The organism is Actinosynnema sp. NPDC037264 (assembly GCF_055603705.1).
Genome location: NZ_JBVJVK010000051.1, coordinates 1 through 16,654, shown reverse-complemented (window position 1 = coordinate 16,654; position 16,654 = coordinate 1). Strand labels below are relative to the sequence as shown.

Sequence of the window (16,654 nt, the reverse complement as noted above, 5' to 3'; positions counted from 1 at the left end):
GCAGCCGCAGCCGCCCGCCCCGGAGCAGCCGCCCGCCCCCCAGCGGTCCCTGCCGCCCCAGGAGCGCGACCCGAAGACCCCGCCGCCGAAGACCCCGCCGCCGTAGGAGCCGCCGCCGTAGGAGCATGCCCCGCAGGGGTCCCCGCCAGGGGGTCCCCTGCTTTCATTCTCCCAGAGGGGTCCGACAATTCCGGTGTCCCGCCGCCGGCCCCCGCCGGACCGCTCCCCCGCCCAACGCTCACAGCAGGTCCAGCGGAACGTGCCGCATCCCGTGCGCCCTGGCCACCTCGGCCTGCACGACGGCGCCGCGCACCGCGTTCACGCCCTTGGCCAACGCCGGATCGTCGCTGATCGCCCGTCGAAACCCCTTGTCCGCCAGCGCCGTCACGTAGGGCAGTGTGACGTTCGTGAGCGCCCACGTCGAGGTGTGCGGCACCGCGCCCGGCATGTTCGCCACGCAGTAGAACACCGAACCGTGCACCCGGTACGTCGGGTCGTCGTGCGTGGTCGGCCGTGAGTCGGCGAAGCAACCGCCCTGGTCGATGGCGATGTCGACGAGCACCGAGCCGGACCGCATGGTCGACACGAGCTCGTTGCCCACCAGCGTCGGGGCCTTGGCGCCGGGCACGAGCACCGCGCCGATCACCAGATCAGCCCACCGGCACGCCTTCTCCACCTCGTACGAGTTGCTCGCCACGGTCTGCAGGTGCCCCCGGTAGGCGAAGTCGATGTGCCGCAGCCGGTTGACGTTGGTGTCCAGCACGACCACCTCGGCTTGCATGCCCACGGCCACCGCGGCGGCGTTCACGCCCGCCACCCCCGCGCCGATCACCGCCACCTTCCCCGCCGGCACGCCGGGCACGCCGCCGAGCAGCACACCCCGCCCACCCTGGTTGCGCTCCAGGCAGTGCGCGCCGACCTGCACCGCCATCCGCCCCGCGACCTCGCTCATCGGCGCGAGCAGCGGCAGCGAGCCGTCCGCCAGCTGCACGGTCTCGTAGGCGATGGCGTCGATGCCGGAGGTGACGATCGCGTGCGTGCAGCGGGCGTCGGCGGCCAGGTGCAGGTAGGTGAACAGGGTCTGCCCCGGCCGCATCCGGTGGAACTCCTCGGCCACCGGCTCCTTCACCTTGAGCACCAGCTCGGCGTCGCCCCACACGTCGTCCGCGTCGCGCACGATCTCCGCGCCGGACGCGGCGAACTCGCGGTCCGGGATCGAGGAACCGCCGCCGGCCCCCGCCTCGATCAGCACGCGGTGGCCCCGCCGCACCAGCTCCACCACACCGGCGGGGGTGATGGCGACCCGGTGCTCGTGGTTCTTCACCTCTCGGGGAACTCCGACCAGCACCCCTGAAGCGTAGGTCGACCAGCGGGTTCCGGCTCGACCACCGGCTCGCGGCTGTTAGCGTTTACGTGTGTCGGAACCCCACCAGGTGCGCATCGGCGACCAGCAGCGCGAAGAGGCGATCACCGCGCTGAACGACCACTTCGCGGCCGGTCGCCTGGAGATCGGCGAGTACGAGCAGCGCGTCGGCTACGCGTCCGCGGCCCAGTCCGCGCAGGAGCTGGCGGCGCTGTTCCACGACCTGCCGCAGCCGCACCCGGTGTTCCTGCCGCCCGGCTACCCGCCGACGGCCGCGTACCCGACCCCGCCGCCGCCCGGTTACGCCGCCACGCCCGGCCAGGGCATCCCCGGCTACCCGCCGCCCGGTTACGCGGACCCGTCCCAGCCCTACGGCCCGGCGTACGGCTACCCGCCCGGGTTCAACCCCAACGCGCCGTACGGCTTCGACCCGCTGACCGGGCAGCCGTTGTCCGACAAGTCGCGCATCGCGGCGGGCGTGCTGCAGCTGGCGCTGCCGTTCGGCATCGGCCGGTTCTACATGGGCGACACGGCGATCGGCATCGCACAGCTGCTGACCTGCGGCGGGTGCGGCATCTGGTCGTTGATCGACGGGATCGTCCTGCTGGTCAACGGCGGCACGGACAGCCAGGGCCGCAAGCTACGCGACTAGGTTCCGCGCGACCATCCACGTGACGGCGAGGGCCACCACGGGCACGCCGACCTTCCGCGACACCGGCGGCGCCGGCCGCCCGTCCTTCGCCGCCCGGAACCACCGCACCCACAGCCAGGCCAGCAGCGGCAGCCCGACCAGCAGCATGACGGCGTTGAACTGCCAGGCGGCGACCAGGTCGCCGTGCAGCAGGGCGTGCACCATCCGGGTCGACCCGCAGGCCGGGCACTGGATGCCGGTCAAGGCGTAGAGGGGGCACGGCGGCAGGAACGACCCGGGCTGGCTGGGGTCCACGAACAGCAGCACCCCGCACCCGCCCACCGCCGCCGCGGCCACCGCCAACGGCCATCGCACGCCCACGAACGCCATTATCCGCTTCCCCCTCCCCGGATACTCACCAACCGTGGGCTTCTCCTGGTACGCGCACCGGGCAGGCGACGCGACCCTGCCCCTGCCGCACCGCGCGTCGGCGTTCCGCTCGTGCGTGCGGCGCTTCCACGCGGCGCCGTACGCGGTCACCATGCGCTACCTGGAGCTGGTGGCGGGCCCGTTCGAACGCGACGAGCGGGCGTTGGCGGCGGCGCTGGACGTGCTGCTGGTGCTGCGGGGCCGGTGGAAACTGCACGTGGAGGCCTACGCGGCGACCCGCCGAGCCGAGAAGCGGCGCGGCCTGCGCACACCGCGCGGAGCCACACCGTTCGACCGCGAGTACGAACGCCCGACCCTGCCCGACCTGCACCTGAACGCAGAGCTCACCGGTCCCGAGCGTTCGACGCACGCGACCTGAGCGTTCGACACGCGGACGAGTCGAACGCCCAGCGCCCGCGTGTCGAACGCTCGGGCACCGCGAGTCCCACGCTCAGGAACTGCGGGCGGCGAACCGGGTCGGGCGGTCGGTGAACGGGGCGTCGGAGGGGCGCCCCGTTCCGCCGCCGGTGACCACGGCGTGCGCGGCGAGCAGCCCGGACACGGCGGGGCCGTTGACGATCTCCCCGGCCAGGACCATGTCCACCGCCTCGGCCAACGGGAAGCTCTTCGCCTCCAGGTCGGCCTCCTCCTCGCCCTGCACCTCGCGATCGACCTCGGTGAGCCCACGAGCCAGGAACACCCGCACCACCTCGTCGGTGAACCCGGGCGAGACGGCGACGTCCACCAACGTCACCCACTCCGACGCCGCGAGCCCGACCTCCTCGGCCAACTCCCGCTCCGCGGCGGCCAGCGGCGTCTCGTCACCCGAGTCCAACAACCCGGCCGGCAGCTCCCAGAGCCGCCGGCCCAACGGGTGCCGGTACTGGTGGATCAACCTCACCGCACCGGCCTCGTCCAAGGCCACCACCGCCACCGCGCCGAGGTGTTCCACCACCTCGCGCGATGCCGTACCGCCACCAGGCATGGCGACCTCGTCCACCCGCAACGCGACGACGCGCCCGACGTGCACGTCCCGCGACGAAACAGTCCCGAACTCGTGCCGAGGAGTCACTGCGCGGCCCCCGCGGGCTCGGGCAGCGGCAGCCGGTCGGCCAGCCGGTAGTCCAACGCCGCCTTCACGAACGCCGCGAACAGCGGGTGCGGGCGGGTCGGACGGGACTTCAGCTCCGGGTGCGCCTGCGTGGCCACGAAGAACGGGTGCACGTCGGCCGGCAGCTCGACGAACTCCACCAGCCGCCCGTCCGGCGACGTCCCGGAGAACACCAACCCCGCCTCGCCCAGCTTCGAGCGGTAGGCGTTGTTGACCTCGTAGCGGTGCCGGTGCCGCTCGGAGACCTCCAGCGACCCGTACGCCGCCGCCACCTGCGAGCCCGGCAGCAACGACGCCGGGTAGGCGCCGAGCCGCATCGTGCCGCCCATGTCGCGCTGCCCGGAGACGACGTCCTCCTGGTCGGCCATGGTGCTGATCACCGGCGACCCGGTGTCCTCGAACTCCGCCGAGTTCGCGTCGGCGATCCCCGCCAGGTTCCGCGCCGCCTCGATGACCAGGCACTGCAACCCGAGGCACAGGCCGAGCAGCGGGATGCCGCGGGTCCGGGCGTAGGTGATCGCGCCGATCTTGCCCTCGATGCCGCGCACCCCGAACCCGCCGGGGATGAGGATCGCGTCGAGCCCGCCCAGGGCGTGCGCCGCGCCGGACGGCGTCTGGCACTCGTCGGAGGGCACCCACACGATCTCGACCTTGGTGCGGTGCGCGAACCCGCCGGCCCGCAGCGCCTCGGTCACCGACAGGTAGGCGTCGGGCAGGTCGACGTACTTGCCGACCAGGCCGACCCGGACCTTCTCGGACGGGTTGTGCACGCGGTCGAGCAGGTCGCCCCACACGGTCCAGTCGACGTCGCGGAACGGCAGGTCGAGCCGCCGCACCACGTACGCGTCCAGGCCCTCGCCGTGCAGCACCTTGGGGATGTCGTAGATGGACCTCGCGTCCACCGCCGCCACCACGGCCTCGGTGTCCACGTCGCACATCAGGCCGATCTTGCGCTTCAACGCGTCCGGGATCTCCCGGTCGGCCCGGCACACGATGGCGTCGGGCTGGATGCCGATGTTGCGCAGCGCGGCCACGGAGTGCTGGGTCGGCTTGGTCTTCAGCTCACCGGACGGCGCGAGGTAGGGCACCAGCGACACGTGCAGGAAGAACACGTTGTCCCGGCCGACGTCGTGGCGCACCTGCCGGCACGCCTCCAGGAACGGCAGCGACTCGATGTCGCCGACCGTGCCGCCGACCTCGGTGATCACCACGTCCGGGATGACGCCGTCGGGGCCCGGCTCGGCCATGGCCCGGATGCGCCGCTTGATCTCGTCGGTGATGTGCGGGATCACCTGGACGGTGTCGCCCAGGTACTCGCCGCGCCGCTCCTTGGCGATGACCTCGGAGTACACCTGCCCGGTGGTCACGTTCGCGTCACCGGAGAGGTCGCGCGCCAGGAACCGCTCGTAGTGGCCGATGTCGAGGTCGGTCTCCGCGCCGTCGTCGGTGACGAACACCTCGCCGTGCTGGAACGGGTTCATCGTGCCCGGGTCGACGTTCAGGTAGGGGTCGAGCTTCTGCATGGTCACGCGGAGACCGCGAGAGGTGAGCAGCTGTCCGAGGCTGGACGCGGTCAACCCCTTGCCGAGGGACGACGCCACACCCCCGGTGACGAAAACGTGCTTGGTCGTACGTGCCTGCTGCACCAAGGAGGCTCCCCGTGGTCTGGATGTCCGCTAGGGGCCGGCTGCGGTGGTTCCGCACAGCTCAGCGCCCTGTCCACGGGCCCTAACGCTAACACGCCGCCGGTCACCCAGCGCGCCGGCGGGCAGGCAAGGGCGTCACTCGGATGGCCTAGGACGGCCCGAACAGGCGACCGAGCCACCGCGAACCAGGCGCGAACCGAGCACGAACCGGGCGAGAACCAGGCGAAAACCGGGCGGGAACAGCGCGGGAACGCCCCGTTGCCGGGCCGGGACCGCCCGGGGGACCCGGTGTCCCGCCGAGCACACCCGAGGGCCTTCGCGTGCCCGACAGCCCAGGCGCTCCCGACCGCCCGAGCACACCCGAAAGCCCGAACCGATGGCGCGAGCACCCGACACCTCGGGCGCGCCGGAAGCCCTCAACCCGCCCGACGGCTCAGCCGGACGCGCCCGGTGCGGGGGCTTCGGCGTTGCCGGCCACCCCGTAGCGGCCCGCCTTGCCGTCCAACTGCTCACGCAGCGCGAGCACCACGACCACCCGCCCGGCCGCCGTGCCCGCGTGGTCCACGGTCGACAGCACGGACGTCGCCGCCGTGTCCGCCCGCACCACGCCGACCGCGCCCGTGCCGTCGGCCGACCCGTCACCGCCCGCCAGCACGGCGCCCGCGCCGGACCGGTCGAGCTGGGTGGCGAACCGCGCCACCACCGAGGCCCGGTCGGCCGCCGAGTCGCCCGTGGCCGCCCCGCCGGTCAGCACCACGGCCAGCTGCGCCGCCTGCAACCCCGGCCCCGCCTTGACGAAACCCGCGCTGGACAGCCCGCCCAGCGCCGCCGCCACCTCGTCGGGCGTGGCCTGCGGCCGGCTGCCGTCCTTGTCGAGCAGCAGCACGGCGCCGAGCAGCCCGCCCGCCCTGGTGCCGGGGTCGCCGCCGGTCGGCAGCACGGTGCCCGCCGGCTGGAGCCGGGCGACCAGGTCGAGCAGCTGGTCGGCCTTGTCCGGGTCGGTGAACGACTCGGTGAGCTGGAGCTCGCCGGTGACGGTGGCGCCCGCCGCGCGCAGCAGGTCGGTCACCGCGTCCCGGTCCTGCGGCTCGGCGCCGGCGGTGGTGACCAGCAGCACGGTCCGGTCCGCCAGCTGCCCCTTCACGGCCAGCGGTCCGACGGTGCTCGCGAACCGGTCCGCGTCGGCGAGCCGGGCGTCCAGGCCGTTGCGCTCGGACTGCAACGCGGCGACCTCCCGGCCCAGCTCGCCGTTGTCCTCATTGAGCCCGGACAGCAGCCTGCCGCTGATCGCGGTCGAGCCGAGCACCACCCCCACGGCCAGCGCCAGGAACACCGCGGTGATGGAGACGATGTGGTAGCGCAGCGAGATCACCCGAACAACCCCCTGAACCAGTCGACGACGGAGCGGAACGCGTCGGCCGCGAGGTCCACGTAGACCTGGCCGACCCCGGACACCGCCAGCGCGGCCACCATCGCCGCCACCGCGGCCAGCACCAGCAGGACGATCAGCCCCGACGACACCCGGCCGCGGTGCAGGGTCGCGACGGCGTGCCCGTCGACCAGCTTGTTGCCGAGCTTGAGCCGGGTGAGGAACGTCGAGGGCGTGGACCCGGCGTTGCCCCGGTCCAGGAACTCCCGCAGGCCGGCCTGCAGGCCCACGGTCACCACCAGGGACGCGCCGTGCGCCTCGGCCAGCAGCAGGGCCAGGTCCTCGGAGTTGCCGCTCGCGGGGAACGTCACCGCGCCGATGCCCAGGTCCTGGATGCGCTCCAGGCCGGGCGCGTGGCCGTCGACCTGCGCCGGCACCACGACCTCCGAGCCGGACCGCAACGTCGCGGTGGCGATGGCGTCCGGGTCGCCGACGATGACGTCCGGGTCGAAGCCCGCCTCGTGCAGGGTGTCCGCGCCCGCGTCCACCCCGATCAGCACCGGCCGGTGCTCGCGGATGTAGCGGCGCAGCTTGCGCAGCTCCTCGGCGTGCCGGGGACCGCCCGCGACGACCAGCACCTGCCGGTCGCGGATCGGCACGAGCAGCTCGGGCACGCCGATGCCGTCCAGCAGCAGCGCCCGTTCCCGGCGCAGGAACTCGATCGTGTTCGCCGAGAACGCCTCCAGCTGGGCGGCCATGCCCGCCTTGGCCTCGATCATCGCGTCGGCGATCGACTCGGCGTCCTGCGCGACGCCGCGCGCGACCTCCTTGTCGCCGACGAACACCGCGCCGTCGTGCAGCCGCAGCTTGGTGCCGTCCTTGATCTCGCGCAGCACCGCCGTGCCGACGCCGTCGATCAGCGGGACGCCCGCCTCGACCAGGAGCTCCGGGCCGAGGTTAGGGAACCGGCCGGAGATGGACGTCGACGCGTTGACCACGCCCACCACCCCCGCGTGCACGAGGGCCTCGGCGGTACGGCGGTCGATGTCGACGTGGTCGAGGACCGCGACGTCACCGGGACTCAGCCGGCGCAGCAGGTCGCCCGAGCGGCGGTCGACGCGCGCCACACCGGTGACGCCTGGCAGTTCGTGGTGCGCGCGGCCGAGCAACCCGGAGAGCTTCATGAACCGATGGTGACTCACGTCGCGCGCGGTCGGCGGCCAACACGCCGAGCCGATCCGGGCTGGTCAGTGACACCACTAATCCACAGTGGACGGATTACCCCCGGTAGGGTGACGTCGTGGGTCGGTCGCCGGATCCGGCGCGCCGTGCGGTCGTGGCAGGTCGGCGAGGGGCGGCAGCTCGGCCACCGGTGGCGCCACGGGACCGGCCGGCGGGGCGGGGTCACCCGGTGGGACGTCGAGCTCGGACACGGGGATGGCGATGCCGAACGGCGGCGTGTCGTCGTCGTCCGCCACCTGGTACACCGACACCCCGGTGGGCCGCGGCACGCGGGCCGGCCAGTCCTGCGCCACCACCGCGCCGACGAGCATCGCCAGCGCCGACGCGCCGATCAGCCACGTGCCCGTGCCGACGAACTCCTCGTGGGTGACCATGGGCGACGACATGTCGACGCTGAACAGCGTCCGCAACGTCTCCAGCGCGGTCCACAGCGTGCCGACGACCACCCCGACCGCCGCGAGCACGCCGAACCGGCCCACCGCCGCGAGCAGCGGCGAGCGCAGTTGCAGCAACGCGCCCACCGCGGCGAGGACGGCGGCGAAGACCAGGCCGTAGCCGTAGACGGGGAAGTCGAACTGGACGCCGCCCGCGTTGCCCGACGGCGGTTCCTCCACGTACTCCCAGCCGGAGAGCGCCATGAGCCGGCGGATCCCGTTGGGCACCGAGACGTCCATCCCCGGCCGCACGGAGGTCTCCACCCCGTACAGCGGGAACAACGAGCCCAACACCACCATGAGCGCGCCCGCGCCGATGGTCAGGACGACGAACGCGCGCCGGGTCATGTGGCCTTCTCCTCCGTGCTCGGTGGCGTGCCGCGGCCCGGCGGACCGACCACTCCACACCTACCAGCAAAGCCGGGACGGGCGCCGTCGCCAACGGCCGACCGGGTGCGGTTTCGCCCCCGGCCCGGCCTCGCCGTCACGGTCCTTCGACGCGGCGGTCGTCGTGCCGGGAGTCGTCGGGCCGGGAGTCCGGGAGCCGCGCGACCTCGACCTCGGCCACGGGGATGCCGAACGGCGGGGTGTCGGTGTCGTCCTCGACGCCGTCGACCCGGTAGACCACGGGCCCCTCAGGGCGCGGCTCGGGCCGCCGGGCGTGCAGCAGCACGACGCCGACCACGGCGACCACCACCGACGCGCCGAGCACCACGACGCCCTCGCCGACCGTCACCGCGAAGGGTTGCCCCTCGGGCTGCCGCGACGCGTTGCCGACGACGGCCACGACGTACGCGACCGCACTCGACACCGCCCCCACGAGCACGCCGGTGCCGCCGATCGCCAGGTAGCGGGAGGCCAGGCGCTGCGACTCCGGCAGGAACACCAGCGCCACCGCGATGCCCAGCAGCACGGCCGCCACGACGATCGGCACCCCGTACTGGGTGCTCTGCACGGTGCCGAAGTCCAGACCTTCCGGCACGTTGGCGAAGACGTGCTGCCACGAGGTCACGATGACCATCGGCGGCGCGCCCACCGACTCGCCGCCCTGCGTGAACAACGGCAGGAACGTGCCGATCACGGCCCCGACACCGGCCACCACCAGCAGGACCGCGCCGAGCAGCCGGCTGCTCACTTCTTCTTCGCCTTGCGCCGCACCACGGGCACGGTGTCCTTGTCGGCCTTCGCCGCCGCCAGCAGCTCCTCGGCGTGCGCGCGGCCGGTGTCGGTGGAGTCCATGCCGGCGAGCATCCGGGCCAGCTCGACCACGCGCTGCGACTCGTCCAGCCTGCGCACGCCGCTGCGGGTCAGCACGCCGTCCGCGGTCTTGTCCACCACCAGGTGCCGGTCGGCGAACGCGGCGACCTGCGGCAGGTGCGTGACCACGATGACCTGGTGGCTGCGCGCCAACCGGGCGAGCCTGCGGCCCACCTCGACCGCCGCCCGGCCGCCGACACCGGCGTCGACCTCGTCGAACACCAGCGTGGGCACCGGGTCGGAGTGCGACAGCACGACCTCCAGCGCCAGCATCACCCGCGACAGCTCACCGCCGGACGCGCCCTTGTGCACCGGCAGCGCGGGCGCGCCGGGGTGCGCGATCAGCCGCAGCTCCACGTCGTCGACACCGCTGGCGCCGGCGTGCAGCAGCTGCGCGCCCACCTTCAACGCCTGCGGGTCGCCCTGCTCCGCCACCCTGGGCCGCACCGCGACCTCGACCGTGGCGTGCGGCATGGCCAGGCCGGTCAGCTCGTCCGACACCGCCTTGCCCAGCTCCTCGGCCGCGGCGACCCGTTCGGCGGTCACTTGCCCCGCGTAGGTGGCCAGCTCCACGGCCAGCTCGTCGCGCCGCGCGGCCAACGCCGCCAACGCCTCGTCCGACGTGTCGAGCCCGGCCAACCGCGACGAGGCGTCCCGAGCCCACGCGATCACGCCGTCCACGTCCGCGGCGTACTTGCGGGTCAACGACTTCAGCTCGGACTGGCGGGCGAGCACCTGCTCCAACCGCGCCGGGTCCGCGTCCAGGTGCTCCAGGTACGAGGCGATCTCCGCGCCGACGTCGGCGAGCAGCGTCTCCGCCTCCACCAGCCGCGGCTCCAGGTCGCGCAGCTTCGGGTCGTCCGACGCCGTCAGCCGCCGCCGCGCCTCGCCGATCAGGCCGAGCGCGCCGGGCACGTCCGGGTCGCCGTCGGGCGAGCCCGCCACCGCGTACTGCGCGCCCGAGGCGGCCTCGCGCAACTGGTCGGCGTCGGCGAGCCGGCGCGCCTCGGCGACCAGCTCCTCGTCCTCGCCGGGCTTGGGGTCGATCGAGCCGATCTCGGTCAGGCCGTGCCGCAGCATCTCGGCCTCGCGCGCCAGCTCGTGCGACCGCGCGGTGCGCTCGGTCAGCTCGGTCGCCACCCGCAGCCACTCGTCGCGGACCTTGCGGTAGGACCGCAGCGGCTCGGCGACCTCGTCACCGGCGAACCGGTCCAGCACGGAGCGCTGCTCGGCGGGCCGCAGCAGCCGCAGCTGGTCGTTCTGCCCGTGCACCGCGATCAGCTGCTCGGCCAGCTCGGACAGCACGCCGACCGGCACGGAGCGGCCGCCGAGGTGGGCCCGGGAACGCCCGTCCGCGCCGACGGTGCGGATCGCGATCACGCTGCCGTCGTCGTCGGGCTCGCCGCCGACCTCCTCGGCGACCTTCGCCGCCGGACTGCCCGCGGGCGCCTGGAACCGCCCCTCGACCACCGCCTTGTCCGCGCCGTTGCGCACGCGGGACGCCTCGGCCCGACCACCGCTCAGCAGGTGGAGCCCGGTCACGACCATCGTCTTGCCCGCGCCGGTCTCGCCCGTCACCACGGTGAAACCGGCATCGAGCTCAAGGGTGGCCTCGTCGATCACACCGAGGCCCTGGATGCGCATCTCGGCCAGCACGCACGGAACACTACTGGGCGACACAGACAAAGCGTGTGCTCGGGGGCGGGTGTCCCCGTGTCGATCAAGCCGGCCTCACTTGGCCGACGGACCCCGCCACCCCTGCACCGGCAGCTCGAACTTCTCCACCAGCCGGTCGGTGAACGGACCCGGCCGCAACCGGACCAGCCGCAACGGCGTGCGGCCGCCGACCACCTCGACCCGCGCCCCCGGCGGCAGGTTCACCGTGCGGCGACCGTCCGCGCACAGCACCGCCGGATGGCCCTCCGGGTCGACCTCCAGCGCCACCACGGACGCCGGCGACACCACCAGGGGCCGGGCGAACAGGGCGTGCGCGTTGCTCGGCACCACCAGCAGCGCCTGCACGTCCGGCCACACCACCGGGCCGCCCGCGGAGAACGCGTACGCCGTCGACCCGGTCGGGGTCGCCACCAGCACGCCGTCGCAGCCGAACGCCGACACCGGCCGCCCGTCCACCTCCACCACGACGTCCAGGATCCGCTCCCGGGTGCTCTTCTCCACGCTGGCCTCGTTGAGCGCCCACGTGCCCTCCAGCACCTCGCCGTCGACCGACGCCGTGATGTCGAGCGTCATCCGCTCCTCGACCTCGTAGTCCCGGTCGACGACGTGCTTGATCGCCTCGTACAGCGCGTCGGAGTCGGCCTCGGCCAGGAACCCGACCCGGCCCAGGTTCACCCCCAGCACCGGCACGCCCGCCGCCCGCGCCAGCTCGGCGGCGCGCAGCAGGGTGCCGTCGCCGCCGAGCACGAACACCAGCTCCGTGCCCTCGGCGGCCTTCTCGTCGGCGAGCACGACCTGCGTGAAGCACGACGGGTCCAGCTCCGGCGCCTCGTCCTCCAGCACCCGCAGCTTCACCCCGCCCGCCGCGAACCGGGCCGCGACCTCCTGCGCCACCAGCACGTTGCTGCGCCGTCCGGTGTGGACGACGAGCAGGATCTCCCTCGTCACTGGATCCGTCCTCACTGGGGACCTTCCGCTACGGCGGCGCGCACGAGCGCGGTGGCGTCCGCCGCGTCGAGGGGCTCGCCCCGGCGCAGCCAGACGAAGAACTCGACGTTGCCCGACGGACCGGGCAGCGGGCTCGCGGTGACGCCGCGCAGGCGCAGGCCGAGCCCGGCGGCGGACGCGACCACGTCCAGCACCGCCTCGGCCCGCAGCTCCGGGTCGCGCACCACACCGCCCGACCCGAGGCGTTCCTTCCCGACCTCGAACTGGGGTTTCACCATCGGCAGCAAGTCGCCCTCCTCGTCGAGGCACGCGGCCAGCGCCGGCAGCACCAGCCTCAACGAGATGAACGACAGATCGGCCACCACCAGTTCAACGGGACCGCCGATGTCCTCGGGCGTCAACGAACGCACGTTCGTCTTGTCCTTGACCACGACCCGGTCGTCGGTGCGCAACCGCCAGTCCAGCAGGCCCCGGCCGACGTCGCCCGCGACGACCTGGCGGGCGCCCGCGCGCAGCAGCACGTCGGTGAACCCGCCGGTGGACGCGCCCGCGTCCAGGCACCGCCTGCCCTTCACGTCGACCCCGTCGAACGCCTCCAGCGCGCCGACGAGCTTGTGCGCGCCCCGCGAGGCGTAGTTCGGGTCGTCGGTCTCGCGGACCACCAGCGCGGTGTCCAACTCGACGGCGGTGGCGGGTTTCGTGGCCACGGTGCCGCGCACGGTCACCCGGCCCTCGGCGACGAGTTGGCTCGCGTGCTCCCGTGACCTGGCCAGCCCGCGGCGGACCAGTTCGGCGTCCAGCCGAGCCCTGCGCGGCACCGGTCAGACCTTGTCGATGGTGGACAACGCGGCCGTCAACGCCGTGTGCGCGTCGTCGAACCGGGCCACGTGCTCGACCACGTCCAGCGCGTCCAGCCCGTCGAGACCGGCCAGGGCGTCGTCGATCCCGGCCACGGGATCACGCGGCGGGCCGGGGAGGGGAACCTCGAAGCTCACAGGATTCAAGGTAGCCGATGGAGCACGGACAAGTCGGCAGCCACGTAGGTCGGCCGGCGGTCCGCCGGCAGCGCGTCCGCCTCGGCCTCGGTGGACACGCCGGTGAGCACCAGCAGCGAGTCCATGCCCGCGTTGACCGCGCCCGCGATGTCGGTGTCCAGCCGGTCGCCGACGACCAGCGGCCGTTGCGCGCCCGCCGACTTCGCCGCCTGCTCCAGCAGGGGCGTGGCCGGCTTGCCCGCCACCAGCGGTTCCGCGCCGGTCGCCGTCCGCAACGCGGCGACCAGCGACCCGTTGCCGGGCAGCAGGCCGCGTTCGGTGGGCAGGGTGGCGTCCACGTTGCAGGCGATCCAGTGCGCGCCGCCCTGGCGGATCGCGACGCACGCCTCGGCCAGCTCGCGCCAGCCCAGGTCCTGCGACAGGCCCTGGACGACGGCTCGGGCGTGCTCGGCGGTGCGGGTGGGCCGGTACCCGCGCAGCCGCACCTGCTCGGCCAGCGCGTCCGTGCCGAGGACGAGAACGTGCTCGCCCTGCGGCACCAGGTCGAGCAGCATCGCCGCGCCCGCCTGGGCGCTCGTGCTGACCTCGTCCAGCGCGGCGTGGAAGCCGAGCTCGGTCAGGTGCTCGGCGACCGTCTCCGGCGACCGGGAGGCGTTGTTGGTGACGAACCTGATGCCGGTGCCGTGCTCGCGGGCGGCGGCCACGGCCTCGACCGCGCCGGGCACGGCCTCCTGCCCCCGGTAGACCGTGCCGTCGAGGTCGAGCAGCAGGGCGTCGTAGCGGTCCAGCAGCACAGGCGTCTCCGTTCAGGAGTTGTCCGGTCGGCAACAGTCTGAAGGCTCGACCCCGGGTGGGGCCGAGCCTTCAGCTGTGCTCTCCGTCATGTGACAGCGGTCTTGCCGGTCTCGCGGTGCGTCAGTCCTGCGGGCTGAGGTCGAACGCGCGCTCGGCGGCGTCGGTCTCGTTGTCGTCGTCGGCCTGGGCGGCGTTGAGGAACCACTTCACGGCTTCCTCGGTGCGGCCTGCGGCCTCCAGGTTGTCGGCGTAGGCGTAGAACAGGCGCGCGCTCCACGGGTCGCGCCGCTTCTCGTCCAGGTCGTCGCCCTGCAACGCCACCACGGCCGCGTCCAGCTGACCCATGTCCCGGCGGGCGCCGGCCGCGACGATCCGCAGCTCCACCGCCTCGTCCGGGGACAGCTGCGACACCTGCGCCTCGCGTGCCAGCTCGATGGCCCGCTCGGGACGACCCAGCGCCCGCTCGCAGTCGGCCATCACCGCGACGTGCCCGGTGCCGTGCGACATGCGCCGCGCGGTCCGCAGCTCGGACAACGCCTCGGCCCACTCGCCGGCGTGGTAGGCGGCCAGCCCGGCGGCCTCCCGGACCACCGCGACCCGCGCCGCCTTCGTCCGCGCGTACCGCGCGTGCTCCAGCGCCAACTCCGGCTCGCTGTCGATCAGCATGCCCGCCGCCGCCAGGTGCCGGCCCACGATCTCGGCCAAGCCCTTGGGCAACCCGCGCAGCTCCTGCTTCACCTCGGGGTCGAGGATGGAGATGTCGGCGTCCTCGGGGAGCTCCGGCGTCCGGGCCCGGGTGAACACGCGCTCCCCGGAGTCGCCCTCACCGGCCACCGCCTCACCGGCCGCCACCGCCTCAGACGCATCCGACTCCGGCGCCTCGGACCGCGCAGCCGCCGACTCGGGCGCCTCCGCAGCCACGACAGCCGCCTCGTCATCGCCCTGGTCGTCGTCGCTCTCGTCGACGGCCTCGGACTTCTCGCCCGCCGCCTCGACCTCGGACTCGACCACGGCCTGCGCCGTCACAGACTCCCGGACCTCAACCGCGTCGTCCGCGACTGCCTCGACCGCCACCGCGTCGACCTCGACCGAGGTGTCCTCGGTGACCTGCTGCTCGTCGGCCTGCGCGACGCGCTCCTGGAACCGCGCGGCCCGATCACGGCTGCGCGAGTCCCGCTTGTCGCTGCCGGCGGGCCGGTCGTACCCGGTCTTGCCCTGCTCGGCCCGGTCCTGGCGAGGCTTCTCGTAGCGGGGCTTGTCGTGACCCGGCTTGTCGTAACGAGGCCGGTCGTCCCGACGCTGGTACCCGCCGCGGTCACCACTGGGCCGGTCGTCCCGACGCTGGTAGCCGCCGCGCTCGCCACCCCGGTCGTCGCGACGCGGGTAGCTGGGGCGGTCGCCACCGGAACGGTCGTCACGGGGCCGGTACTCACGACGCTCGCCACCACGCTCGCCACCACGGTCATCACGCCGGGGGTAGCTGGGGCGGTCGCCGCCAGGACGGTCGTCCCGGCGCTGGTACCCACCACGATCGCCACTGGGCCGGTCGTCCCGACGCGGGTAGCTGGGACGCTCCCCGCCGCGGTCGTCCCGGCGCTGGTACCCACCACGGTCACCGCTCGGCCGGTCGTCCCGACGCGGGTAGCTCGGCCGGTCGCCACCGGCCCGGTCATCCCGACGCGGGTAGCCGGAACGCTCCCCACCCCGAGCACCGCCGGGCTTGTCGTCGCGCCGCTGGTAACCACCACGGTCGCCACCGGGGCGGTCATCCCTGCGCTGGTACCCGCCGCGGTCACTGCCACCCCGGTCGTCCCGGCGCTGGTAACCGCCGCGGTCACCACCGGTCCGGTCACCGCCGGAGCGGTTCGGGCGGTCGCTGCCGTAACGGTCGTCCCGGCGCGGGTAGCTCGGGCGGTCGCCACCAGGCCGGTCGTCGCGGCGCTGGTACCCACCGCGATCGCCACCACGGTCACCGCCGGAGGAGCGGTCGTCGCGCCGCTGGTAGCCACCACGGTCGCCACTGGGCCGGTCATCCCGACGCGGGTAGCTCGGGCGGTCGCCCCGGTCGCCCCCGCGGTCGGAACCGCGATCGTCGCGCCGGTCGTAGCGGGGACGCTCACCACGGCTGTCATCGCGCCGGAACCCGCCCCGGTCACCGGTGCGGTCGTCGCGACGTGGTGCGCCACCGCGGTCATCGCGGCGCGGGTAGCCGGGTCGGTCACCGGAATCCCGGCGGAAGCCGCCGCTCCGGTTGTCATCGCGTCGCGGAGCTGCGCCGCGGTCGTCACGCGGCTTGTCATAACGAGGCCGCTCGCCCCGGTTGTCATCCCGCCGGTCGCCACCGCGCGGCTTGTCGCCACTGGTGTACCGGTCGTTGCCCGGCCGGTCGTCCCGACGCGGGTAACCACCGGACGACCGCTCGCCCGATCCACGGGCGTCACGGCCACCACCGGTGGTCGGCTTACGAGTTCCCTGGGCACGGCCACCGTCATCGGATCGGCGCGGTCGGTCTCCCTGGCCACGCTGACGGTCGCCGGGTCGATCCCCGAACCTGGGCACTAGCTCCTCCTACTGTGGACACGCCGAAAGGGCTTGTGGTTTGGAGCACAAATCAATGTGCCCCCAACCACAAGCCCTTTCAGGGAAGAATGTTCGGCGGCGTCCTACTCTCCCACACCCTCACGAGTGCAGTACCATCGGCGCTGGAAGGCTTAACTACCGGGTTCGGAATGGGACCGGGTGTTCCCCAACCGCTAT

At 73.7% G+C, this 16,654-nt stretch carries 17 protein-coding genes and 1 rRNA gene; 3 read left to right on the top strand and 15 right to left on the bottom strand.

Annotated elements, in window-relative coordinates; genetic code table 11:
- Positions 1-238: 238 nt before the first annotated feature.
- A complete protein-coding gene (gene ald, locus ACZ7GX_RS35510; protein ID WP_498783367.1) occupies positions 239-1,348 on the bottom strand; it encodes an alanine dehydrogenase in 1,110 nt (369 codons plus the stop codon).
- Between the two features lie 67 nt (positions 1,349-1,415).
- On the opposite strand from ald, the gene ACZ7GX_RS35505 reads away from it, so the two are divergent.
- The gene (locus ACZ7GX_RS35505) at positions 1,416-2,015 is read left to right on the top strand and encodes a DUF1707 domain-containing protein (RefSeq protein ID WP_498783365.1); all 600 of its coding nucleotides are present in this window, start codon (positions 1,416-1,418) and stop codon (positions 2,013-2,015) included.
- On the opposite strand, the gene ACZ7GX_RS35500 is transcribed toward ACZ7GX_RS35505, so the two are convergent.
- Positions 2,004-2,384: a DUF2752 domain-containing protein gene (locus ACZ7GX_RS35500; protein WP_498783364.1), complete on the bottom strand. Its 381-nt coding sequence runs from the start codon at positions 2,382-2,384 to the stop codon at positions 2,004-2,006. The two genes, ACZ7GX_RS35505 and ACZ7GX_RS35500, sit on opposite strands and share 12 nt — an antisense overlap.
- 34 nt (positions 2,385-2,418) lie before the next feature.
- Between ACZ7GX_RS35500 and ACZ7GX_RS35495 the strand changes: the two genes are divergently transcribed.
- Positions 2,419-2,802, top strand: a complete 384-nt coding sequence (locus ACZ7GX_RS35495) for a hypothetical protein (RefSeq protein ID WP_498783363.1) — start codon at positions 2,419-2,421, stop codon at positions 2,800-2,802.
- Between the two features lie 72 nt (positions 2,803-2,874).
- On the opposite strand, the gene ACZ7GX_RS35490 is transcribed toward ACZ7GX_RS35495, so the two are convergent.
- The 12 genes from ACZ7GX_RS35490 to ACZ7GX_RS35435 all read right to left on the bottom strand — a co-directional run bounded on the left by ACZ7GX_RS35490 (position 2,875) and on the right by ACZ7GX_RS35435 (position 14,971).
- On the bottom strand, positions 2,875-3,453 hold the full coding sequence (locus tag ACZ7GX_RS35490; protein WP_498783361.1) for an NUDIX domain-containing protein: 579 nt from the start codon (positions 3,451-3,453) through the stop codon (positions 2,875-2,877).
- A 38-nt stretch (positions 3,454-3,491) separates the two neighbouring features.
- A complete protein-coding gene (gene pyrG / locus ACZ7GX_RS35485; protein WP_372470788.1) occupies positions 3,492-5,180 on the bottom strand; it encodes a CTP synthase in 1,689 nt (562 codons plus the stop codon).
- Between the two features lie 433 nt (positions 5,181-5,613).
- Positions 5,614-6,552 carry a copper transporter gene (locus ACZ7GX_RS35480; protein WP_498783360.1) on the bottom strand — a complete coding sequence of 313 codons (939 nt, stop codon included), beginning with the start codon at positions 6,550-6,552 and terminating at the stop codon, positions 5,614-5,616.
- Complete coding sequence (gene steA / locus ACZ7GX_RS35475; protein ID WP_498783359.1) at positions 6,549-7,733, bottom strand: putative cytokinetic ring protein SteA; 1,185 nt, start codon at positions 7,731-7,733, stop codon at positions 6,549-6,551. Before steA ends, ACZ7GX_RS35480 begins: the two co-directional genes overlap by 4 nt.
- Before the next feature lie 75 nt (positions 7,734-7,808).
- Positions 7,809-8,573, bottom strand: a complete 765-nt coding sequence (locus tag ACZ7GX_RS35470; protein WP_498783357.1) for a hypothetical protein — start codon at positions 8,571-8,573, stop codon at positions 7,809-7,811.
- A gap of 136 nt (positions 8,574-8,709) precedes the next feature.
- The gene (locus ACZ7GX_RS35465; RefSeq protein WP_498783355.1) at positions 8,710-9,360 is read right to left on the bottom strand and encodes a hypothetical protein; all 651 of its coding nucleotides are present in this window, start codon (positions 9,358-9,360) and stop codon (positions 8,710-8,712) included.
- The gene (gene recN / locus ACZ7GX_RS35460) at positions 9,357-11,138 is read right to left on the bottom strand and encodes a DNA repair protein RecN (protein WP_498783353.1); all 1,782 of its coding nucleotides are present in this window, start codon (positions 11,136-11,138) and stop codon (positions 9,357-9,359) included. Before recN ends, ACZ7GX_RS35465 begins: the two co-directional genes overlap by 4 nt.
- Positions 11,139-11,213: 75 nt before the next feature.
- Positions 11,214-12,107: an NAD kinase gene (locus ACZ7GX_RS35455; protein WP_498783351.1), complete on the bottom strand. Its 894-nt coding sequence runs from the start codon at positions 12,105-12,107 to the stop codon at positions 11,214-11,216.
- An 11-nt stretch (positions 12,108-12,118) separates the two neighbouring features.
- Positions 12,119-12,925 carry a TlyA family RNA methyltransferase gene (locus ACZ7GX_RS35450; protein ID WP_498783349.1) on the bottom strand — a complete coding sequence of 269 codons (807 nt, stop codon included), beginning with the start codon at positions 12,923-12,925 and terminating at the stop codon, positions 12,119-12,121.
- A 3-nt stretch (positions 12,926-12,928) separates the two neighbouring features.
- The gene (locus ACZ7GX_RS35445) at positions 12,929-13,102 is read right to left on the bottom strand and encodes a hypothetical protein (RefSeq protein WP_197289787.1); all 174 of its coding nucleotides are present in this window, start codon (positions 13,100-13,102) and stop codon (positions 12,929-12,931) included.
- A 5-nt stretch (positions 13,103-13,107) separates the two neighbouring features.
- The gene (locus ACZ7GX_RS35440; protein WP_498783347.1) at positions 13,108-13,896 is read right to left on the bottom strand and encodes an HAD-IIA family hydrolase; all 789 of its coding nucleotides are present in this window, start codon (positions 13,894-13,896) and stop codon (positions 13,108-13,110) included.
- Positions 13,897-14,017: 121 nt separating this feature from the next.
- Positions 14,018-14,971: a hypothetical protein gene (locus ACZ7GX_RS35435; protein ID WP_498783345.1), complete on the bottom strand. Its 954-nt coding sequence runs from the start codon at positions 14,969-14,971 to the stop codon at positions 14,018-14,020.
- A 186-nt stretch (positions 14,972-15,157) separates the two neighbouring features.
- On the opposite strand from ACZ7GX_RS35435, the gene ACZ7GX_RS35430 reads away from it, so the two are divergent.
- Positions 15,158-16,459, top strand: coding sequence for a hypothetical protein (locus ACZ7GX_RS35430; protein ID WP_498783343.1), 1,302 nt, complete (start codon positions 15,158-15,160; stop codon positions 16,457-16,459).
- An 88-nt stretch (positions 16,460-16,547) separates the two neighbouring features.
- Here ACZ7GX_RS35430 and rrf read toward each other — a convergent pair.
- A 5S ribosomal RNA gene (rrf, locus tag ACZ7GX_RS35425) occupies positions 16,548-16,654 on the bottom strand; the annotation flags it as partial.